The following is a 22,952-nucleotide window of genomic DNA, read 5'->3' on the forward strand; positions in this document are numbered from 1 at the left end:
AGTTCTATAAAACAATGTCGATAAAAAGGGTGAGGTGAAATAATATGAATTTGGAATATAATATTGAAACAATACAAGCTAAAAGTACAAAAACGACTTTAAGAATAAATGGATATAATATACATAGTAAATATGATCCGATTCAAGAAGCAAAAATATTTGTTGATAATAATTATAAGCCTGGTTATGTACATATTTTGTTTGGCTATGGATTAGGGTATATTGCAGAAGAGTTTTTGAAAAGATTTATAAATGACGATGAAAAACTTATAGTGATTGAACCTATTTTGACGAAAAATGTTAGTATAGAAGATACAAGACTTAATATTTTTTATGAACGTGATATGAATCTTGTAAAACAGAAAATTGAGATAAGCTTTGGGATTATGAATAATATTACTTTAGTTTGTTCACCTAATTATAATAAAATTTGTCCTGAGATTTATAAAGAATTTTTGACAGTTTTAAAAAACAAACTTTACCTAGATAGAGTAAGTGAGAATACGATGATTGCACTCTCTGAATTGTGGCAAAGAAATTACATATACAACTTAAAACATGTTGTTAATGATGTTTCCATTAGCAAATTAAAAAAGAGTATGTCTAAACCTGTAGTAGTTGCTTCAGGAGGTCCGTCACTAACAAAACAATTGCCCTTATTAAGAGAGTATAGGGACGATTTTGTATTAATTGCATCTGGATCAACGATAAACACTTTAATGTATGATGATATAATACCAGATTATGTAGTTTCAATTGATGGTCATAAAAATAATTTTAATCATTTTAAAGATTTAGAAACCTATGGTATTACGTTGTTATATGGAATGTATAATCATTATAAGATTAGAGATGCCTTTGATAATGAAGCATATTTCTTTCTCACACAAAGTAACGAGGTATTAATAAACCATTTAAAAGATGTAATAAATGAGGAACCAGTGGTTTTAAAGGGCGGCGGATCAGTAGCACACTATGCATTTTCTATCGCTAATTATATATCGTCAGGACCTATTGCGTTAATTGGGCAAGATCTTGCATATACAAATAATCTTTCCCATGCGATTAATAATAAAGGCTTAATTGAATTAAGTGAAGAAGAAATAAATAAAAGAGCTTTAATGAAGGTGGATGGATATTATAAGGAAAAGGTGTTAACTGACTATCCTTTTCTAAGTATGAGGAATACTTTTGAAACTTTAATCAATATCTATAACGAGCAAAATGAAAATATATACAATTGTACTGAGGGAGGAATTGAAATAAATGGATTCAATAAAATTCCGTTTAAGGAATTTTGTGGTAAATTTATTACTCCTGAACATAGAAAAAATGTAAAACATAAAGTTAGAAATAAAAATAACTCTAATAATATTTTAGAGAAACTAGAAAAAGAAATTTGTATGTACGATAAATTAATAGATATTTTAAATGAAAATTTGGATCTGATTTCAAAAAATAAATTGAATGATTCATTCGAAGAAAGTATTTTAGAAAGATTGGATATAAATGATAGTGAAATTAATGAAATACAATTGTTGACATCTCTAGCGGTAATTATGGATCCGATTAATTTAAATATAATTAAACGTTTTCCACCAAAAATAAACGAGACAATTGAGGAGAAATATGTAAGAGTTTGTAGCCAAAATAAAGTTCTTTATGAAGAATATAAAAATGCTGTAAAAAAAGTAAAACAATATACTTTAAATTTAATTGAAATAATTAATAAAGAAACGAAGGGTGATAAATGTTGGAATCAATAATTAGAGAAACTATAGATAGCTATAACAATTATATTATAAGAATACCAAAGGGGTGTAGGGATATTGCAATTGGTTTAAGAAGTGAAAAAGTAAATGATACTCTAAAATCAATATTGGATTTTTCAGAAGGGGTAATTTGGCTAACTAAAGTTAACCATCTTTTAGCTGTAAATGGTTATATCAATGATTTGAATATTCAAAGAATTGATGAGTACCTTGAAGAAATTAATAGTGGTTTATTACTAGAAGATTATTATATGGTGGCTGATTTGTTTGAATATGAAATACAGTCATTTTTCGAAAATTGTAAACCCTTTGTAAATTCAATTAGAGGTTAAGGGAGACATTTTATATGAGAAAAAAAATACTAGTAACCGGAGCAGATGGCTTTATTGGATCACATTTAACAGAGACATTAGTACAACAAGGTTATGATGTACGTGCTTTTGTATATTACAATTCATTTAATTCTTGGGGGTGGCTTGACCAATCTACTTCAGATATTAAAACATCGTTAGATGTATTTTCTGGAGATATACGTGATCCATACGGAGTGAAGGAGGCGATGAAAGGCTGTACACATGTTTTAAACCTAGCAGCGCTTATTGCTATTCCATATTCTTATCATTCTCCAGCTACATATGTTGATACAAATATGAAAGGAACTTTAAATGTAGTGCAAGCTGCAAAAGAATTAGGGGTAGAAAAGGTTGTACATACATCTACAAGTGAAGTATATGGAACTGCTTTATATGTCCCGATAGATGAAGAGCATCCGCTACAAGGTCAATCACCTTATTCTGCATCTAAAATTGGTGCAGATCAAATGGCTTTATCATTTTACCGTTCATTTGATACACCAGTATCGATTATTCGTCCTTTTAATACATATGGACCACGTCAATCAGCACGTGCTGTTATCCCGACGATTATTAGTCAGTTTGCAAGTGGTCGAACTACAATAAAGCTAGGTGCTGTTAGTCCAACACGTGATTTTAACTATGTAAAAGATACAGTTCAAGGTTTTATTTCAGTTATGAATTCAGAAAAATCGATTGGTGAAGTAATTAATATTGGCTCTAATTATGAGGTGTCAATTGGTGAAACTGCTGAAATGATTGCAGATATTATGGGTGTTAATTTAACGATTGAGACGGATGAGCAACGTATTCGCCCAGAAAAGAGTGAAGTAGAGCGTTTATGGGCAGAGAATAAAAAAGCAAAAGAGCTACTTGGTTGGGAGCCGCATTATGGCGGAAAAGATGGTTTCCGAAAAGGCTTAGAAGAGACAATCGAATGGTTCACAAATCCAAATAATTTATCTCAATATAAGGCAGATGTTTATAATATATGAATAAACAATGGATGGAATTTGTAGAAAACATTAAGCAGTTATACGGCAAAGATTTCGTAGCCTTACACGAGCCAACGTTTAATGAAAAAGAAGTGGAGTATGTAACCGATTGTGTAAAAACTGGTTGGGTATCTTCAGTAGGCTCATATGTTACCCGCTTTGAAGAGAGTTTAGCAAAATTTGTTGGTGTGAAGCGTGCGGTGGCGGTCGTTAATGGCACAGCTGCTCTCCATATTGCTTTAAAGGTTGCAGGGGTAGAACCAAAGGACGAGGTGCTTATGCCGTCGCTGACTTTTATTGCTACAGCTAATGCGATTTCTTATTTACAAGCAATCCCACATTTCGTGGATGTAAATATGGCAACGTTAGGCGTTAATCCAGCGAGACTTGAAAAGTATTTGGAAGAAGTAGCAGAACTGCGACAAGGTGAGTTATACAATAAACAGACAAATCGTCGTATTAAAGCATTAGTACCAATGCACACTTTTGGTCATCCTTGTATGATGGATGAACTTGTTGCTTTATGTGATAAATATAAGCTTGTTCTTGTAGAAGATATAGCGGAGTCATTGGGGAGCTATTACAAAGGTAGACATACAGGAACGTTTGGAAAAGTTAGTGCAATAAGCTTTAATGGTAATAAAATTGTCACTACTGGTGGAGGTGGTGCAGTTTTAACAGATGATGAGTCACTTGCTGACTATGCGAAACATTTAACTACTACAGCAAAAGTTCCTCACCGATGGGAATTTATACATGATGAAATTGGCTTTAATTATCGTATGCCGAATATTAATGCTGCATTAGGATGTGCTCAGCTTGAAAAAATGCCTAAATTTATTGAACAAAAGCGTAATTTAGCGGAATATTATGGAAAAATATCAACGAATATTGAAGGTGTACAGTTATTTAAAGAGCCTGTAAATACACGAAGTAATTACTGGCTACAAACGATTTTGTTAGATGAATGCCATCATCGGGATGAAATATTAGGTTTTTTAAACGAGCAAGGTGTTATGAGCCGTCCTATTTGGACACCAATGCATGAACTTACAATGTATCGAAAATGTCCTAAGATGGATTTAGTGATAACTGAGCAATTAAAACAAACTGTTATTAATATCCCAAGCACACCTACAAGTGAGGTGTAAAGAGTGAATAGAAAAATTTGTGTTGTTACTGGAACTAGGGCGGAGTATGGACTGTTATATTGGTTGCTTAAGCGTATTGCTAATGATTCAAGGTTAGAGCTACAAATAGTGGCAACTGGAATGCATTTATCTCCTGAGTTTGGACTAACTTTTGAGCAAATTGAAAATGATGGTTTTATTATAGATGAGAAAGTTGAAATGTTACTTTCTAGTGATACGCCTACTGCTATTACAAAATCAATTGGTTTGGGTGTAATAGCTTTTGCAGATACCTTCGCCCGATTAAATCCAGATATATTAGTTGTATTAGGTGATAGATTTGAAATTTTTGCAGCTGTTCAAGCAGCAATGATTATGAGGATACCAACGGCACATATCCATGGTGGGGAGTTAACAGAAGGTGTAATTGATGATCCTATTCGACATTCTATTAGTAAAATGGCACATCTCCATTTTACTGCTAGTGAGGAATATAGAAACCGTGTGATACAGATGGGAGAACAACCAAATACTGTTTACAATGTTGGTACATTAGGGATTGAAGGTATCAATAATATAGAATGTTTGAGTAAGGAGGAACTGTCTAAAAGTATTGGGCTAACCTTAGATAAATTTTTCTTAGTTACACTTCATCCTACAACTTTACAAAATAGTACTGCGGAAATGCAGGTTCAAATATTATTGAAAGCTTTGGATAATCACCCTAAATATCAAGTGATTTTTACAAAAACGAATGCTGATACGGATGGGCGAATTATTAATCAATATCTTGAAGAATATGTAAAGAGAAATCAACATAGGACATGTATATATGATTCACTAGGTCAACTTAGATATTTAAGTGCTATTAAACATTGCGAATTAGTTATAGGTAATTCTTCAAGTGGATTATTAGAAGTTCCTTTTTATCGACAGCCTACTATAAATATAGGGTTACGCCAACGAGGTCGTTTAAAAGCAGAGTCAGTAATAGATTGTGACTTTGATGTAAATCAGATAAATTGTGCAATAAAAAAAGGGTTATCTTTAGAATTTAAAGAAAAGATAAAAACTATGCCTATGGTATATGGGGAAGGAGATACTTCGCGACAAATTATTGATATCTTAAAAGAAGTAAATCTTGACAATATACTTATAAAAAAATTTTATGATGTAACGAGGTAAATATGAAAATATTATTTATTGATTATGTAAAATCAGTGAATGTTTTTTAAAAGCAATCTATCTTCAAACAAAATCAAAGATGATAGGTGTCGACTAAGGTTAAATCAAATTTTAAAGCTGATCGTGTGGCATTAGATGTTTTTTTGTGAAAAATATAGTATTGATTGATAGGTTATATCAAAAATAATCAATAAATACAGTGGGTTTAGAAAGAAAAAAGCAGATATTATTTATTGTGGATGGTTATATTTATTACCGAATGAGGTATATTCAATCCCATCAACTGGAGAAGTGGGTTACCATCTAACGTTATAACCTAAAAAATATGGTGGTAATCCCGTTATTTGGACGTTGGCTTTAGGATTACAAGAAACAGGATCTACTACATTCTTTTATTTAAATGATATACCGGATTCAGGAGAAATTTAGTGCTACAAAAATTATTTTAGGTGATAATGAAGACGCAAATTTTTTATATGAAAAACTATTGTTCAACGGTAAAAAGCAAGTAGTAGAGATGACCCATGTATAATGAATTGCACTCGTACCCTAATAAAGCAAGATGAGCATGAAGCACCTATTGGAGAAAAAGAGATAAAAAAGATGGGGAAATAGATTGGCGAATGAATGTGAAAGTAATTTTACAGTTAACAAAACCATATGTAGGTGCTCATTTTAAATATAATGATTCAGAAAGCATCGTTTTGTTGCAGAAAAATAGAAAAAGATATTTTTAATATGGAGCCGGAATCTGAATTGAGTGAATTTCCATTCCTGCGTAGTGAAAAAGCAATTCGCTCTCTAGCTTACGTTCGAGGAGCAGCAAGTGGTTTTAAGGAGCAGAGGCATTTATGTTATTGAAGGAGAGAGTTTTATGAAAACTTACGTCATCGCAGAAGCAGGAGTTAATCATAATGGTTCATTAAAATTGGCAAAAGAGCTTGTTAAGGTCGCAAAAGAAGCTGGTGCAGATGCTGTGAAATTTCAGACTTTTAAAGCAGAAAATTTAGTAACAAGACAAGCGAAGCAAGCTGATTATCAAGTTGAAAACTTAGGAGAAGCTACGACCCAATATGATATGTTAAAAAAGCTAGAATTAACTTATGAAGAATTTATAGAATTGCAATTATATTGTCAAACAAATCAAATTGAATTTTTATCGACACCTTTTGATTTCGAAAGTATTGATTTTTTGCTAGATGAATTAGGTATTACAACTGTTAAGATTTCTTCTGGAGAGTTAACGAATGCACCTTTTATTCATTATATTGCGACCAAAGGAAAGCCAATTATTTTATCAACTGGAATGACGACAATTGAAGAAATTCATGAGGCATTAGCATTTATTGCCTATGGTTTTGCACGTCCGCAGGAGACAGTTGTGATAGAACAAGTATATGCTTTTTATAAGACAGAAGAAGCTAAAGAAGTATTAAGGAAAAATGTAACACTTTTACATTGTACGACACAATACCCTGCCCCTATAGAATCAATTAATTTAAAAGCAATGAGTGAAATGAAAAAAACATATCAATTACCTATTGGATTATCAGATCATTCAGAGGGTGTTCATATTCCGTTAGCTGCGGTTGCAATGGGAGCAAAGGTGATAGAAAAACATTTCACATTGGATAAAACATTAGAAGGTCCAGACCATGTTGCCTCCTTAGATCCAGATGAATTAAAAGCAATGGTAAAAGGCATTAGAGAAGTAGAGCTGGCATTGGGAGATGGCATAAAAAGTCCAACTGCAATCGAGTTGCAAAATCGCATTCCTGCACGCAAAAGCTTAGTTGCTAAGACGAGTATAAAAGCAGGAGATGTATTTAGTATGGATAATTTATCAGTTAAAAGACCAGGTAATGGTATTGAGCCTTCAAAATACTGGTCATACATTGGACAAACTGCTTTAAAATCATATGAAAAGGATGAATTAATCGATGAATAAACCGATTATTATCATTGGAAATGGTGGACATGCTTCTGTATTGACGGAAATTTTACTTTCTCAAAATCAAAAGATTATTGGTTTTACTGCACCTATGTTGGAAGAGAATTTTTTTAGTCTACCTTATTTAGGTACTGACGAGATTATTTTAAATTATCATCCATCCGAGGTTGAGCTTATTCTCGCTATAGGAATGGTTAAACCTTCACTTTTGCGTGAAAAAATATTTAATAGTTTTTCAGAATTAAACTACCATTTTAAAACTATAATACATCCATCTACTATTATTGCTCCGACTGTCAAATTAGATCATGGTGTTCAAATAATGGCAGGGGCTATTATTCAAACTAATACGGTAATTGCCGATAATAGTATTATAAATACAGGTGCTCTAATTGATCATGATTGTCAGATAGGCCCTCATGTACATATTTCACCGGGGAGTAAAATTTCTGGAAATGTCCGTATACATAAAGGAACACATATAGGAACAGGTGTAACAATTATACAAGGAATAGAAATAGGAGAGAATTGTTTAATTGGTGCTGGGGCAGCAGTAGTAAAAGACATAGCGAATGACAAGAAAGCATTTGGAGTACCTGCAAAGGAAGTGTAGTTCAAATGAGAGAATGGGAAAAAATAGTGGTTACTCGACATCAAACTTTACTTGATACAATGAAGATTATTGATGAATCTTCATTACAATTTGCAGTAGTTGTAGATGAGGAACAGCATTTGCTTGGCACTGTAACAGACGGGGATATCCGCCGTGGTATTTTACGTGGTAAAGGGCTCGAAGTACCAATTACATCTATTATGAATTCGAATCCAACTAGTGCGAAAAGAGGACAAAAGCAGTATAAATATAAGCAACTAATGAAATCTAAAATGTTAAAGCAGTTACCTATTGTAGATGAAAATAATAGAATCTATGACATTTTATTTATGGACAACTTGGGGAAATCTACAAATAAAAATACAGTAGTTTTAATGCTTGGAGGGCTAGGTACAAGATTACGACCTCTTACAAATGATATTCCTAAACCGATGCTAAGGGTTGGTAATAAACCTATTTTAGAAACAATCATTGAAGGATTTAAACAATATGGTTATTCGCATTTTATCTTTTCGGTAAATTATAAAAAAGAAATTATTCAAGATTATTTTCAAAATGGTGAAGCTTTTGGTGTAACGATTGAATATGTTGAAGAAGATAAACGAATGGGAACAGCTGGTGCTCTTTCTTTAATAACAAATCGTCCTACAGAGCCTTTTTTTGTAATGAACGGTGATTTACTTACACAGATTAATTTTGAGCAACTTATGCAATTTCATATGGAGCAACAATCTGTTTCAACTATGTGTGTAAGGGAATTTGAATATCAAATTCCATATGGTGTTATTGAAATTTCTGGAACAAATTTATTGGGGATAAAAGAAAAGCCGAATCATCGTAGCTTTGTAAATGCAGGTATTTATGTTCTAAATCCTGAGGTATTTGAATATATTCCTCAGAATGAATTCTATGATATGCCAACACTTTTTGAACAATTGATTGAAGAAAGTTTAAAGACATCTGCTTTCCCTATACATGAATACTGGTTAGATATTGGGCAAATAGATGATTTTCACAAGGCAAATAATGAATTTGAGGAGATAGTATATGAAACCTAAGATTTTAGCTGTTATTCCAGCAAGAGGAGGTTCTAAAGGTGTACCACGGAAAAATATAAAAATGCTTGCTGGAAAGCCTTTAATTGCATGGACAATCGAAGAGGCTAAAAAATCCAAATATATTACGAGTGTAATTCTATCTTCAGAGGATGATGAAATTATTGAAGTAGCAGAGAAATATGGATGTGATGTTCCTTTCAAACGTCCGATGGAAATAGCTCAAGATGATACAGCAGGAATAATGCCAGTATTACATGCTATTGAACAATGTCCAGGTTATGATTATGTAGTTCTTTTACAACCAACTTCTCCCTTAAGAACTGTTGAAGACATAGATGGGTGTATTGAATATGCTATAGAAAATAATGCTGAATTTTGTGTAAGTGTAAAAGAAACAGAGAAATCTCCTTTTTGGATGTATACAGTAAATGATGGTAAAATGGGACAATTCATAAAGCAAAATCAATTAATTACAAATAGACAAGAGCTACCAAAGATATATATTTTAAATGGTGCAGTCTACTTTAGTCGTATAAAATCTATTGTACAAAAAAAATCATTTTTAACAGAAGAAACTACCGCATATATTATGCCATTTGAAAATTCATACGATATTGATACGGAGCTAGACTTTAAAGTGTGCCAAACTATTATGTTAGAAAGGAAAATTTGTCATGAATAAAATCCTATTAATGAAAGGTATATCTCAATATAATGTTTTACGTTATTGGACTGACGCTTTGGCAGTTGGGTTTGAAAAATTAGGGATTGAAGTTGATATACTAGATTTAAAGTATTCTGACAAATACATATTAGAGAAGTACTTTAGCAATAAATATGATTGTGTTATAGCTTTTAATGGTTATATGTTTGAAAGCAAGGAGTTTTCTGATAGCCTTAATTGTCCTTTTATTTATTTATTAGTTGATCATCCCATAGATCATCTCTTACGTATCAGAAATCTACGACAAGGTGACATTCTTACATTAATGGATCGTTATGATGTCAATAATTTATATCAATTTGGTTATGAATTAGAGGATATTTATATGTTACCTCATGCTGCAATGGAACTAGCTATAGAAAAAAAAGAAAAAACAATAGATATTTTAATTAGTGGAACCTATTCGGATAGTTTAAATTTTACGAATTATATAGAAAGCCTACCTCCAATAATTTCTAATATTTGTAAAGAGGTTATTGAAAAGTGCCTTGAGGATTCGTCGAAATATTATATCGAAGAATTTCTAAAAGCGTTTGAAGTTAAAGGGATACCTTTAAAATTACGATTAAATGAAAATCCAGAATTTATTGAGATGGTACGCGAAATTGGTAGATATATATATTCTACTAAACGTTTGAAGGTGGTATTAGCTCTTGCAGAAGCAGGATTTAAATTGGATATTTACGGAAAACATTGGGGTGAATCGCCTTTGGTTAATTATAAAAATGTTAATATCCACAAACCTGTTAATTTTTGGGAAATGCAAGAATTAATGAAGTCGTCAAAAATTGTAGTGAGTTTCCAAGCATTACTTAGAGATGGAACTCATGAGCGTATATTTGCAGGAATGGCTGCTCAATCAGTAGTTTTGACTAATGAAACACCTTATTTACATGAAATTTTTAAAGAAAATGAAGAGATTCTTTTTTATAATTTTGATAATTTGGAAGAAATGGTGCAAAAAGTTAAAGGTATTTTAGAGGATGAAGAACGTCAAGAGAAATTAGCGGAAGCAGGATGGTATGCAATTAAAGGGAATCATACATTTGAGGAACGTGCCAAACAGATTGTTGATATTTATAATGATGTTCATAAAAATTTGAGATATTGAGAGTTAATTTACTCAAACTTCGCACAATGAAATCTGTAAATAAGCTTTGATATAACTAAAGAAGGCCGATAATCTATCGCTGAAGTTGACTTTTGGTGAGTTATTGAATTTTGTGATTCATATGTTTCAACGCACCATTAAAAAGCCAAATTATAGCTGATGTAGTGCTACAGCCCAATCAAGTTCGTTGATTTCATCGCATAGTTCATAGAATAATCCGCTGATTGTGCGTTAATCCGTGTGGCGGCGATTTTGCGATGAAAGAACTATGTAGCGTGAAGAAACAAAGGTTTTCTTTCATGGATATCGGTCACTTTTTTATTTTGAAGCGAGGTAAACCTCTTTTGTTTAGGAATACAAGGAAAAGACAAGTTGAAATAAATAGTTTGTTGAAAAGCCAAATCCTTTTTTGCTTGGTAGTGTTTTCTAGTCAATCACACTATACCAAAGAATGAGGTGCTTTTTGTATACCTAAAAAATAGTGTCAAGAAAAATAAATACATTATTAGTGCAATCTAAGCCATTTGTTTTGGGCTGGTTTATCTAGCTGTGAAGTTTACATGGGCACTTAAAAAAGATATAAATAAAAGTAGTGGATGTATTATAGAAGTATTATAATGGCTGAGTTTATGAATATATGATTTAAAAAAATTTAAAAATAGTTTTTTGTTATATCTTGTAACAAAAAACTATTTTTGTTTTAGATAAACTTCTTTATGTGAAAGATTGTTAAATGCTTCCGATAATATAGATAAGTTATTTAATTGTTTAGGAGGTTAGAGAATATGCGAATTGCCGGACAAGGTCAATCATTAGATACAGACAATCCATCTGGTGTTGTACAGGCGAATGCAGCACAGAAAAATTCGAAAGTGGTTGAAGCAACAAATCTAGTTGACTTACCAATAATTGAAAAGTTAGCAGTACAAACAGAAGAACAATCAGTATCAAAAGAAAAACTAAAACAAGCTGTAGACACAGTGAACGAATTTTTACAAATTAACCACAGTTCATCAAAATTTGTATTTCATGATGGCTTAGAACGCTATTTTGTCCAAGTCGTAGATGCAGAAACAGAAGAAGTCGTAAAAGAAATACCACCTAGGAAGTTGCTTGATGCATTTTACGAAATGCAAAAGCTTTTAGGAATGATAGTAGACGAAAAAATATAAAATTTTTTAGGAGGCTTTATTATGGTAAACCGAATTGGTGGATTAGCATCAGGGATGGATATAGATGCATTAGTAGAAAAATTAATGGCAGCGGAGAAAACGCCACTTACCAAATTACAACAGAAGAAACAAACAACAGAGTGGACGCGAGATGCTTATCGTAGTGTAAACACAAAGTTAAAAACATTTGATACGTATATTGCGGACAATCTTTTACTTAAAGGCTTTAACACGAAAACGGCTACTTCATCTAATTCTAAATATGTAACGGCAACTGCAACATCAAGTGCATCAGGGAATTTAACAATTGAGGGTGTTTCACAGCTTGCTACTGCAGGGAAAACAGTTGGTAGTAAACAAGTCAATTCAAATGGTGGGGTTGCTACTGGAAGTACAAAAATAAGTGATTTAGAAGGGTCAACATTCACAGGCACAGGTGAATATTCAATTTTATTAAAGGCTATTAAGTCAGATGGTACATTGGCTAGCGAAGCGACAGAAATTAAATTTAAAGCAACAGATAGCATTGATGATGTAATGAAAAAAATTAATAGCAGTAATGCAGGTGTAACTGCTTTCTTCGAAAATGGTAAATTATCTGTTGCCGCAAAAAATACAGGTGCATTAGCAGGGAATGCTGCTGAAGTGCAATTAGTAACTGAACAAACAAAAAATGGTGTTACTGTTGATGCAACAGAGGGTAATAAGTTGTTCTCGTTATTAGGAGTAGGTAGTTCGGGATCAAATGATTTAGTAGATGGTGGATCGAATGCTATTTTCCGCGTAAATGGTATTGATACAGAGCGTTCTACCAATACATTCTCAATGGGCGGTTATAATATAACATTAAATGAAACATTTAATTCAAAAGCAACAATTGAAAGTCGTATTAAAACATTGGGAGAATTACTTGACGCTACCAATACAGCTATTCCTCGTTTAGAAGATGAGATAAGAGATCTGACACCTATAGTTGATGGAGCAAAGGCAGACTATGATGATGCATTAATAATGTTTAATGGTGCAAATACAAATACGGCTTTAACTGCCGCTGAAAAAAAAGCACTCGCAACTATGAACACAGCACAGCTTACTACACTTGAGAATCTTGATTTGAAGGATAATGCAGCTATAGATGCTTCGGATTTAACCGATGCACAAAAAACCGCGTTGAAGGGCTTGAAAACAGAAGAAAAAGAGGCGTTAAATAACTTTACAACAGCTGAATTGAAGGATTTACAAAAATTTAGTGCGTACGAAAACTTAAATTCTACTAGTAAAAATATTTTATCGAAAATGACTGCAACAGATATTCAAGAATTAGCTAGAATTACTGATTTAACATCCGATACTGAAATCGATGGCAGTGCGTTAACAGATGAGCAAAAAAAAGCATTAAAAAGCCTTTCACCAGAACAACGTACAATACTTGGCAATACTTCTGATGCAGATTTAACTGGCATGTCAAAGGTCATTAATACGAAAAATGCGTACGATACTGTAAATACAGATTTAACAACCAAAATACAACAATTGGAAACAAACAAGAATAATAAAATAAAGTATGAAAAAGATTTGCAAGAAGCCGAGGAGGAACTAATAAAATTAAATTCAACACCAGATTCTGGTGCATCTGTACCGAATGTGACATTAACGTCTACAACAGATGTAGACGATATGATGAAAAAAATCAATGAGTTCGTCAAAACATATAATGGACTTATAAAGGATTTAAACGACCAAACGAAAGACAAAAAATACCGTGACTATCCACCATTAACAGACGAGCAAAGAAAAGAGATGTCTGAAAATGAAATTAAGCTATGGGAAGAAAAAGCTAAAAGCGGTCTATTGCGTAGTGACTCGATTTTAAGAAGTGGTCTTTCAGATATGCGTGGGTTGATTTATCAATCTAATCCTGCTGTATCCAATCCTAAATACAATACGTTATTTAATATCGGGATTACAACTTCTAAATCTTATAATGACGGCGGTACTTTAGAAATCGATCAAGAAAAATTGCGTAAGGCACTAGAGGATGACCCTGATGCAGTAACTGCTTTGTTTACAAATAAAGGTTCAGAGAAAGAGACAATTACTGTTGATGGTGTAGAAAAAACTGTTGATACTCGAGGTTTCTTACACAAACTACGTGGTTCTATGAAAACATTCTCGGAGAACATCGAGAAAAAAGCTGGACGTGCTTCAAGTACGGATAATTCATACACAATTGGAAAAAGTTTGGTTGATATGGATAAACGTATTGATACATGGAAAGACAAGCTTGAAAAAATTGAGGCCCGCTATTGGAAGCAATTCAGTGCAATGGAGAAAGCTATTAACAAAGCAAACTCACAGGCAGGTATGTTTGCGCAATCTGGTGGACAGTGATAAAAGTTTTAGTATAATTTAGTTAAAAGGTAATATAAAGGAGTTGTCTTTGATTGACAGCACAAACATCGGCTCATAATGCATATAAACAAAATAGTGTTACAACTGCCTCTCCAGGAGATTTAACGCTAATGCTGTATAATGGATGCTTGAAATTTTTGCATAAGGCAAAGTTGGCGATTCAAGATAAAAAGATCCAAGAAAAAAATACTAACCTTCAAAAAGCACAGGCAATCATAAGTGAGCTAATGGCGACACTAAATATGGATATCGAAGTTTCCAAAAATATGATGGCACTTTATGAATATATGAATACTCGATTAGTAGAAGCAAATATTCGAAATGACATTTCTATAATTGAAGAGGTTGAAGGACTTGTGACGGAATTCCGTGATACATGGAAGGAAGTTATTCGTATTAATCGCCAACAACAATACGGGAATGGAGACAGAATATGATGGGACCAGTTGAACGTTTGCTCTCTATTTCAGCTAGACTTTACGAGCATATGTCGACCATTCCTCACGGAGACGATCGAGAAGAATTTATCGAAAAAATAAATGACTTGCTTGACGAGCGCGGTGCAATAATCGAGGAAGTGAAGCAATCAGGAAAATCTTTAGATGGGCATCAATTAAACAAACATTTACAGGAGCTTGATCGAGGCATACAAGAACGATTACAGAAGGTTATGGCTGCAATTAAAACAGATTTAAAAACCGTTCAACAATCTAAAAAAACTGAGAAGCAATATTTAAATCCGTATAGCTCTGTCCGTGTAATGGATGGTATGTATTACGACGGGAAAAAATAAGTTAAAAGTACTTTTAAGGATTTTATTCATCAAAACCAGGACTCATTTATAAATGAGTTCCTGGTTTTGTGTGTTTGTTTCCAATAAAAATGGATATGAGAATTTGAAATAAAGCGCTAATAAATTGAATTACAAATATAGCTATACTTTGCGAATTATCGACAATTATTATTAGAAAAATTTCTAACCTCTCTTTTCTTTGTAAGAAAGACAAGACACGAGATGTATCTCATACAAAAGGGAAACATTTAACTAGTCATAAAATAGCCCTTTTTACGGTAGAATATGTTACTTATTCCCTCTAGATGTAAATCATGCATCGTGTCATAATCAACTAAATAGATGTTTAGAATAGTATTGGAGTGGGTAGATGATATTTAAGCGACAAGAAGGTTTTCGATTTAAATTCGATGAACCTATTAAAATGACGTTTGCGATCTATGAAAATGGAAAAGTGAATCAAGCACAAACGGCAATGGCTGACCTGCTCGATATTAGTCCAAGAGGTATGAAGATGTTTACTGAGGTGGATTTAGGTGTCAATCCTCCTCCTTTGGATTTACGCTTTGTTCTTGATACAATAGAGGTACGAGCTTATGGAGAAATCATTTGGAGTCGCCCTTTTGGCAATGGCAAGCAGTACGGCGTGAATTTTAATAACCAAGGATCGGTTGAAGATTTAATTGTCGATGAATTGAAGTCTCGCCGAAGAAAAGAAGCGGATGAGGCAAAACTCAATAACGTTAATTCTTAAAAAAATTTGTGAAAAAAAGAATTATTTTAGAGGAATTTCTCACACTTGTGTAGAAATATAAAGTATAGCAGTTATAAAGGAGGAGTTTACATGTTAAACTTTAACATTCGTGGTGAAAATATTGAGGTAACGCCAGCTATTCGAGAGTATGTTGAGAACAAAGTCGAGAAAGTTGAGCGCTATTTTAACGAAGATATTAACGCCAATGCTAACGTAAATTTAAAGGTTTATAATGACAAGCAAACAAAAGTGGAAGTAACAATTCCAATGAAAAACTTAACTCTTCGTGCAGAAGAGCGTCATAATGATATGTATGCTGCGATTGACTTAATCGTTGATAAATTAGAACGTCAAATTCGTAAGCATAAAACAAAGGTAAACCGTAAATTCCGTGAGCGCGAAGGTGCAGGCCTTTATTTTGCTACTACGCAAGCAGTAGCTGATGTATCGACAGAGGAAGATGAGTACTCTATTGTTCGTACAAAGCAATTTGATTTAAAACCGATGGATCAAGAAGAGGCTGTATTACAAATGAATATGCTTGGGCATGATTTCTATATCTTTACAGATGCAGAATCAAACGGCACAAATATTGTCTACAAACGCAAAGACGGTAAATACGGCTTAATCGAAACAACTTAAACTTCATATGTACAAAGGCTCTCGCCATAGCGGGAGCTTTTTTTATGACTTTATCGTCATGCTAGTGACAGTGTTTGCATGAAACTGTTACACAATGGTAAAATGAACTTTGAGACTATATAGGAAGTGAAAAAATTCATGGTAAACCTATTAAATAAATTATTTGATTTCAATAAGCGTGAGTTAAAAAAATTAGAAAAAATCGCTGACCAGGTTGAGGGATTCGCTTCTCAAATGGCACAGCTTTCAGATGAACAATTACAAGCGAAAACAGAAGAATTTAAAAAACGTTATGCCGACGGAGAGAAATTAGAGTCGATTCGTGCGGAAGCTTTTGCCGTTTGTCGTGAAGGGTCAAAGCGTGTGTTACAGATGTACCCATTCCGTGTACAAATTATGGGTGCTGCTGCACTAGATGAAGGTAATATTTCGGAGATGAAAACCGGGGAAGGTAAAACGTTAACGGCTACAATGGCTGTTTACTTGAATGCCATTACTGGTAAAGGTGTACATGTTGTAACAGTCAACGAGTATTTAGCGAGTCGTGATGCTGAAGAAATGGGGCATCTGTATAATTTCTTAGGCTTATCAGTTGGTTTAAACTTGAACAGCCTGTCAAAAGAAGAAAAACGTGCAGCCTATGAAGCTGATATTACGTATAGTACAAACAATGAGCTAGGCTTTGACTATTTACGTGACAATATGGTGCTTTATAAAGAAGAACGTGTACAACGTCCACTACATTATGCCGTAATCGATGAGGTTGACTCGATTTTAATTGATGAAGCGCGTACGCCATTAATTATTTCGGGTCAGGCTGGGAAATCAGCGCAGCTTTATAAACAGTCTAATGCGTTTTGTCGTATGTTAAGTGCGGAAACGGATTACACATACGAAGAGTCAACAAAAGGTGTTACGTTAACAGATGCTGGTGTTGAAAAAGCGGAGAAAGCGTTTGGTATTGATAACCTATTTGATTTAACGCATGTCCGTTTAAACCATGCTATTAACCAATCGTTAAAGGCACACGTAAGTATGCATAATGATGTTGATTATGTTGTGCAAGATGGAGAAATTGTTATTGTTGACGGCTTTACGGGTCGTTTAATGAAAGGTCGTCGCTACTCAGATGGACTACATCAGGCGATTGAAGCTAAAGAGGGCGTAGAGATTCAAAATGAATCGATGACGATGGCGACAATTACATTCCAAAACTATTTCCGTATGTATCAAAAGCTTTCAGGTATGACAGGTACAGCGAAAACAGAGGAAGAAGAATTCCGTAATATTTATAATATGAGTGTTGTGGCGATTCCGACGAATAAGCCGATTGCTCGTGATGACCGTCCAGACTTAATTTTTGCTTCAATGGAAGGAAAATATAAAGCGGTGGCGGCAGATATTGCAGAGCGCCATAAAGCAGGACAACCTGTTCTTGTTGGTACTGTTGCAATTGAAACGTCTGAAATCATTTCGAACCTCTTGGATAAACATAAAATTCCACATAATGTCCTGAACGCGAAAAACCATGAGCGTGAAGCCGAAATTATTGCTAATGCTGGTACGAAGGGCGCTGTAACAATCGCTACGAACATGGCTGGTCGTGGTACAGACATTAAGCCTGGCGAAGGTGTAATGGAGATTGGTGGTTTAGCGGTAATTGGTACGGAGCGTCATGAATCTCGTCGTATCGATAATCAGCTGCGTGGTCGTTCTGGTCGTCAAGGGAATCCAGGGGTTACGCAATTCTATCTGTCACTAGAAGATGAATTAATGCGTCGTTTTGGCTCTGATAATATGAAGTCTATGATGATGCGTTTAGGGATGGATGATTCACAGCCGCTACAATCAAAAGTTGTTTCAAGAGCCGTAGAATCAGCTCAAAAACGTGTTGAAGGAAATAACTTCGATGCACGTAAACGTTTATTACAATATGATGATGTGTTACGCCAGCAACGTGAAATTATTTATAAAGAGCGTTATGACGTATTAGAAACAGATAATATGCGTGTCCTTGTTGAGTCTATGATTCAAGAAACAATCGACAATGTTGTTGCATTATATACGCAAGGCGAGCAAAAGGATTGGAACTTAAAAGCCATTGATGACTTTGTCGGTGCAAATCTTCTAGGTGAAGATGATCAGACGGTGGAAGATTTCCAAGGCAAATCTGCTGAAGAAATTAACCGAATGATTTCTGACGCTGTTCATGCGCGTTATGATGAAAAAGAGGCAGAGCTTACACCAGAGCGTATGCGTGAATTTGAAAAGGTTATTTTATTGCGTTCAATTGATACGAAGTGGACTGATCATATTGATGCTATGGATCAGCTACGTCAAGGTATCCATCTTCGTGCATATGGTCAAAATGACCCGCTTCGTGAGTACCAACAAGAAGGCTTTGCTATGTTTGAGGAGATGGTCGATTCCATTCGCGAAGATGTAGCGAAATATGCGATGAAGGCAGAAATTCGTAGTAACCTAGAGCGTGAGGAAGTTGCAAAAGGTCAAGCTGTTAATCCGAAAGAGGATGGTTCTCCAGCACCGAAAAAGCAACCTGTTCGTAAGGCTGAAAATGTTGGACGTAATGATGTATGTCCATGTGGAAGTGGGAAGAAATTTAAAAACTGCCATGGTGCAGGTCAATAATTTTACGATTACGAAGAAGATCATTTTAACTATACGTTAAAATGGTCTTTTTTTTAGTACCCGAAACTTGGGTGAAAGATCACTACAGGTTTGGCAGTCAGCTGGCCGAAAGGGAGGGGAGCGGGGATTTTTTGCGTAAGCTTCACATTGCGCCTTGCAAGTCCCCTTTATGTTTTGGCAAAGAGCCTTTTTCTATTTTTTGCTTTATTGATAGATAATTCTGAAAAAGATACATAATACTACAACAATAGGTAAATAGTTCAATGAAAAGGGTAACGTTTATAACTTTTTTCTAATTTATTATAAAAGTATAAATAGTATGAAAGTTTTATTGTGTGAAATCGGTGTGGACTTACTTTCTTTGAATAAAGGGGGTGATTCATGTTTGGATATAAAAATTCTAGAGCATTGGAGTATACCAATATCTCTATTAATATACTCCTCTTTACTGGAAAATATAAATTTTAGGAGGATTAAAATGCATAGTGATGACATTATGAGTGGTGAAACGATGTTGTATATGCCGGAGTATGATGCCTTTGGGAACTTGTGTACACGTGTGATAGAAAGGGATTATCAATATATTTCAAAATTAGCACCGACAAAATTAATGGATTATAATCTACGCTATTTTGGTTCAAGCTTAAGAGGGGCTTTCGATGGATCGAAAATGATACTTGGAAAACTGAATAAAAATCCAATAGTTGTTCATGAACGAAGTAATATTGTATGGTTTCCAAGTAAATCTCCTCTACATCCTGAATGTATATGGTTTGCGGTCCAGCATATTGAGGACTTTCAAGTTGTGGATAAAAAAAATACAAAAGTATATTTTATGAACGGCAAGGACATTATTGTGGATTTAAGTTTCAGAGCATTTGAAAACAGAATTCAAAGAGCATTTTTACTTAAGTATAAATTAGAGAAACGAACAAATCACTTACTAGGACAACATGATCGAGTTAAAGTATACCAACGCATGGCAACCCGAAGTGCTGTGTTTGAGGATAAAGCTTAAGGCAAATGATTGTCGTCCAATTAGTTATGTAAATTATGCTGTCATGTTAAAAAAGTATGTTTTCCGACGTAAAAACGTTATAATAAAAAAATACGGGGCTTACAAAAAATAGAGAAATAAGCATTTTGAATGCATTTCGAGAGCGATGAGAACTTAGCCATTGGGATTAAAGCACATACCGATCCTTGCGTTAACTCATCATGATTTTATTGAAAAAAAGATTTACAAGATTGCCCCATTAAAAATGTTCGGAGGATTTAACAATGATAGAATTAGCAGATGTACGTAACGCGTTAGACACTTCAGCCAAAAAATTGGCGGATTTTAGGAGGTCTCTTTGACTTAGAAAACAAAGAGGCACGCATTCAGGAATTAGATGAAATGATGCTTGAGCCAGGTTTCTGGGATGATCAACAAGGCGCACAAGTAATCATTAATGAGAGTAATGGCTTAAAGGCAATTGCTAATGAGTATAAAGATTTAGTGGAAACACATGAGAACTTAGATATGACGCTAGAGCTATTGAGAGAAGAGCCTGATGAAGAATTGCAGGAGGAGCTGGGCACAGAATTAGTAGAATTCCAGCAGAAAATGGGCGATTTTGAGCTGCAATTACTATTAAGTGGTCCATATGATCAAAACAATGCGATTTTAGAGTTACACCCAGGAGCTGGTGGTACGGAATCTCAGGATTGGGGCTCAATGCTTCTTCGTATGTACACACGCTGGGCAGAAAAACGTGGCTTTAAAGTTGAAACAGTTGATTATCTTCCTGGCGATGAAGCAGGTATTAAATCTGTAACATTGTCTATTAAGGGTCATAATGCTTACGGCTATTTACAAGCAGAGAAAGGTGTTCATCGTTTAGTACGTATTTCACCGTTTGACTCTTCGGGCCGTCGTCATACATCATTCGTTTCTTGTGATGTTATGCCTGAATTCGATGACAATATTGAAATTGAAGTTCGCACGGAGGATTTAAAAATTGATACGTATCGTGCAACAGGAGCCGGTGGTCAGCATATTAATACAACAGATTCAGCTGTTCGTATTACGCACATTCCAACTGGTACTGTCGTACAATGTCAGGCAGAACGTTCACAAATTAAAAACCGTGAAAAAGCCATGACGATGTTAAAAGGGAAGCTCTATCAATTAGAGATTGAAAAGCAGCAGGCACAGCTAGATGAAATCCGTGGTGAACAGAAGGAAATCGGCTGGGGCTCACAAATTCGTTCATATGTATTCCACCCATATTCAATGGTGAAGGATCATCGTACAAATGAGGAAACAGGTAATGTAGGAGCGGTGATGGATGGAGATTTAGATCCGTTCATTAATGCATACTTACGTTCAAAAATCGGGTAATGAAGGCCCCTCAGAGGCACAGTAAAATTGTGCTCCTGAGGGGTTTTTTTGTTCTGCTAGATTAGCTACGGTTGGTCGTCCTATTAAAAAGGCGGATAATACGGAGTGTCTTGACTAATTTGCTTACGTTCATTCATGTAATGCTTATAAAGCATCGATGCATTGACAAATTGTTTGCTAATAGAAGCATATTGAACGGGTAGTTCAATTTGTTGATCGTTTTTCAGTGTGACGATACAGCCCATTTTACTCGGGACAATATTCGAAATGGCATGTAGTCCAATCCATATATTGTGGATGGAGTTTGGTGAATAAGTTGGTAAAAAAATACATGGGTAACCATAATCAAAAGTAACAACGATGGGAAGTTTATGTTGATTGCCGAAGAAGCGTTTGGCGGAATGTTTTGCTGCCTCATAGGTTGTTCCTAGTGAAATACAAGATTTTCGTAATACATGCAATGGCTTCCTAGTAACAATCAGTTCATTATGCTTGTCGATTACTCGAGTGAAAATTTTAGAGTTGTACTGAATTGGTTCTAGTAAGTAGGTGTTAAAAGACATTAAATATCCATTGACATAATTTGCTGGCATATATGTAGCCCCTCCTTTTCTATTTATTATTGAAGTGTAAAACACAAAATTAAATTCAGAAAATATAGATAAAGAACAAAAGCAATTGGTAGAGCAAGCAATTGCTTAGAGAATTTGCATGAAATGGCATGAGATTAATAGTAAATCGAAGTGAATTTCAGTTCTTAAGCATTGCTTTTTAATTTCAATTTTCATATAATTTAGAAAAGGATCGAGGTGAGGTCGTTGGATAAATATTATCCGTATACAGATTTTCTAAAAGCCGTTGGTCAGTCAAAGAAAGTAAGTGAGGCAGAGAAATTATTAAACGAGATTTATTTAGATTTATTTATAAATCATATCCAGCGTATGTATCGTGAAGAGCAGCTCATAGTTCTGATAGATAGAGCACTCGATGAAAAAGATGAAAAGGCCTTTCATCTATACGCAACCGAACTAAAAGCGTTACACCAAGTAACAAGTGAATAATATGACGAGCCCGCTCTCCGTTTAATGGAGGGCGGGATTTTTTTGCTACTTTTTTTGAAAGATTGGTGATTTGGGGTGGCTTGAACTCGTCGAAACCTCATATGGCTTGAGTGGATTTAGCATTAAGCCGAGTGGAATCTTTAAGGGGCCGGGCGATTCTTCGGCGAACCCGACCAGAACTGTGGCCAAGC

Annotated in this window: 21 protein-coding genes and 1 pseudogene; 20 read left to right on the forward strand and 2 right to left on the reverse strand. The window is 34.4% G+C overall.

Features of this window, described 5'->3' with window-relative positions:
* The first annotated feature begins 44 nt into the window (after positions 1-44).
* The 10 genes from AB9L17_RS03660 (at position 45) to AB9L17_RS03705 (ending at position 10,892) form a co-directional block, all read left to right on the forward strand.
* The gene (locus AB9L17_RS03660; protein WP_223552941.1) at positions 45-1,766 is read left to right on the forward strand and encodes a motility associated factor glycosyltransferase family protein; all 1,722 of its coding nucleotides are present in this window, start codon (positions 45-47) and stop codon (positions 1,764-1,766) included.
* Positions 1,754-2,104, forward strand: a complete 351-nt coding sequence (locus tag AB9L17_RS03665; protein ID WP_223552937.1) for a hypothetical protein — start codon at positions 1,754-1,756, stop codon at positions 2,102-2,104. The genes AB9L17_RS03660 and AB9L17_RS03665 overlap by 13 nt, the downstream gene beginning before the upstream one ends.
* 14 nt (positions 2,105-2,118) lie before the next feature.
* Positions 2,119-3,120: an NAD-dependent 4,6-dehydratase LegB gene (locus AB9L17_RS03670; RefSeq protein WP_223552936.1), complete on the forward strand. Its 1,002-nt coding sequence runs from the start codon at positions 2,119-2,121 to the stop codon at positions 3,118-3,120.
* Positions 3,117-4,271 (forward strand): LegC family aminotransferase, encoded by a 1,155-nt coding sequence (locus tag AB9L17_RS03675; RefSeq protein ID WP_223552934.1) that lies wholly within the window; start codon positions 3,117-3,119, stop codon positions 4,269-4,271. Before AB9L17_RS03670 ends, AB9L17_RS03675 begins: the two co-directional genes overlap by 4 nt.
* Positions 4,272-4,274: 3 nt before the next feature.
* Positions 4,275-5,435 (forward strand): UDP-N-acetylglucosamine 2-epimerase, encoded by a 1,161-nt coding sequence (neuC, locus tag AB9L17_RS03680; RefSeq protein ID WP_223552932.1) that lies wholly within the window; start codon positions 4,275-4,277, stop codon positions 5,433-5,435.
* Positions 5,436-6,309: 874 nt separating this feature from the next.
* Positions 6,310-7,383: an N-acetylneuraminate synthase gene (neuB, locus tag AB9L17_RS03685; RefSeq protein WP_375200110.1), complete on the forward strand. Its 1,074-nt coding sequence runs from the start codon at positions 6,310-6,312 to the stop codon at positions 7,381-7,383.
* Positions 7,376-7,999: an acetyltransferase gene (locus AB9L17_RS03690; protein WP_223552928.1), complete on the forward strand. Its 624-nt coding sequence runs from the start codon at positions 7,376-7,378 to the stop codon at positions 7,997-7,999. The genes neuB and AB9L17_RS03690 overlap by 8 nt, the downstream gene beginning before the upstream one ends.
* 5 nt (positions 8,000-8,004) lie before the next feature.
* Complete coding sequence (locus AB9L17_RS03695) at positions 8,005-9,057, forward strand: nucleotidyltransferase family protein (RefSeq protein ID WP_223552927.1); 1,053 nt, start codon at positions 8,005-8,007, stop codon at positions 9,055-9,057.
* A complete protein-coding gene (locus tag AB9L17_RS03700) occupies positions 9,047-9,739 on the forward strand; it encodes a cytidylyltransferase domain-containing protein (RefSeq protein WP_223552925.1) in 693 nt (230 codons plus the stop codon). The genes AB9L17_RS03695 and AB9L17_RS03700 overlap by 11 nt, the downstream gene beginning before the upstream one ends.
* On the forward strand, positions 9,732-10,892 hold the full coding sequence (locus AB9L17_RS03705; protein ID WP_223552923.1) for a glycosyltransferase: 1,161 nt from the start codon (positions 9,732-9,734) through the stop codon (positions 10,890-10,892). Before AB9L17_RS03700 ends, AB9L17_RS03705 begins: the two co-directional genes overlap by 8 nt.
* A 12-nt stretch (positions 10,893-10,904) precedes the next feature.
* Here AB9L17_RS03705 and AB9L17_RS25360 read toward each other — a convergent pair.
* Positions 10,905-11,183, reverse strand: a pseudogene (locus AB9L17_RS25360) (IS4 family transposase); the annotation flags it as partial.
* Positions 11,184-11,677: 494 nt separating this feature from the next.
* Between AB9L17_RS25360 and AB9L17_RS03710 the strand changes: the two are divergent.
* The 9 genes from AB9L17_RS03710 (at position 11,678) to prfB (ending at position 21,700) form a co-directional block, all read left to right on the forward strand.
* Positions 11,678-12,064, forward strand: coding sequence for a flagellar protein FlaG (locus AB9L17_RS03710; protein WP_223552922.1), 387 nt, complete (start codon positions 11,678-11,680; stop codon positions 12,062-12,064).
* Positions 12,065-12,085: 21 nt separating this feature from the next.
* Entirely contained in the window at positions 12,086-14,455 is a 2,370-nt protein-coding gene (fliD, locus tag AB9L17_RS03715) for a flagellar filament capping protein FliD (RefSeq protein WP_375200111.1), read from the forward strand.
* Positions 14,456-14,508: 53 nt separating this feature from the next.
* Positions 14,509-14,913: a flagellar export chaperone FliS gene (gene fliS / locus AB9L17_RS03720; RefSeq protein WP_068986486.1), complete on the forward strand. Its 405-nt coding sequence runs from the start codon at positions 14,509-14,511 to the stop codon at positions 14,911-14,913.
* Positions 14,910-15,269 carry a flagellar protein FliT gene (locus AB9L17_RS03725; protein ID WP_223552919.1) on the forward strand — a complete coding sequence of 120 codons (360 nt, stop codon included), beginning with the start codon at positions 14,910-14,912 and terminating at the stop codon, positions 15,267-15,269. Before fliS ends, AB9L17_RS03725 begins: the two co-directional genes overlap by 4 nt.
* A gap of 370 nt (positions 15,270-15,639) precedes the next feature.
* On the forward strand, positions 15,640-16,023 hold the full coding sequence (locus AB9L17_RS03730; protein WP_068986484.1) for a PilZ domain-containing protein: 384 nt from the start codon (positions 15,640-15,642) through the stop codon (positions 16,021-16,023).
* Between the two features lie 90 nt (positions 16,024-16,113).
* Positions 16,114-16,665: a ribosome hibernation-promoting factor, HPF/YfiA family gene (gene hpf / locus AB9L17_RS03735; protein ID WP_068986483.1), complete on the forward strand. Its 552-nt coding sequence runs from the start codon at positions 16,114-16,116 to the stop codon at positions 16,663-16,665.
* Positions 16,666-16,803: 138 nt separating this feature from the next.
* Positions 16,804-19,314, forward strand: a complete 2,511-nt coding sequence (gene secA / locus AB9L17_RS03740; protein WP_223552917.1) for a preprotein translocase subunit SecA — start codon at positions 16,804-16,806, stop codon at positions 19,312-19,314.
* A 478-nt stretch (positions 19,315-19,792) separates the two neighbouring features.
* Complete coding sequence (locus tag AB9L17_RS03745) at positions 19,793-20,332, forward strand: competence protein ComK (protein ID WP_223552916.1); 540 nt, start codon at positions 19,793-19,795, stop codon at positions 20,330-20,332.
* A gap of 263 nt (positions 20,333-20,595) precedes the next feature.
* Positions 20,596-21,700, forward strand: a protein-coding gene (gene prfB / locus AB9L17_RS03750; protein ID WP_263297355.1) for a peptide chain release factor 2 whose coding sequence is annotated in 2 segments (ribosomal slippage) — positions 20,596-20,670 and positions 20,672-21,700 — 1,104 coding nt in all. Because the reading frame shifts where the segments join, the coding sequence is not laid out codon by codon here.
* A gap of 83 nt (positions 21,701-21,783) precedes the next feature.
* On the opposite strand, the gene AB9L17_RS03755 is transcribed toward prfB, so the two are convergent.
* On the reverse strand, positions 21,784-22,293 hold the full coding sequence (locus AB9L17_RS03755) for a competence protein ComK (RefSeq protein WP_068986480.1): 510 nt from the start codon (positions 22,291-22,293) through the stop codon (positions 21,784-21,786).
* A gap of 225 nt (positions 22,294-22,518) precedes the next feature.
* Here AB9L17_RS03755 and AB9L17_RS03760 point away from each other — a divergent pair, with 225 nt between their 5' ends.
* Positions 22,519-22,761, forward strand: a complete 243-nt coding sequence (locus tag AB9L17_RS03760; protein WP_223552912.1) for an IDEAL domain-containing protein — start codon at positions 22,519-22,521, stop codon at positions 22,759-22,761.
* Positions 22,762-22,952 lie beyond the last annotated feature (191 nt).

Source organism: Lysinibacillus sp. RS11 (assembly GCF_042019215.1).
Lineage (GTDB): Bacteria > Bacillota > Bacilli > Bacillales_A > Planococcaceae > Lysinibacillus > Lysinibacillus xylanilyticus_A.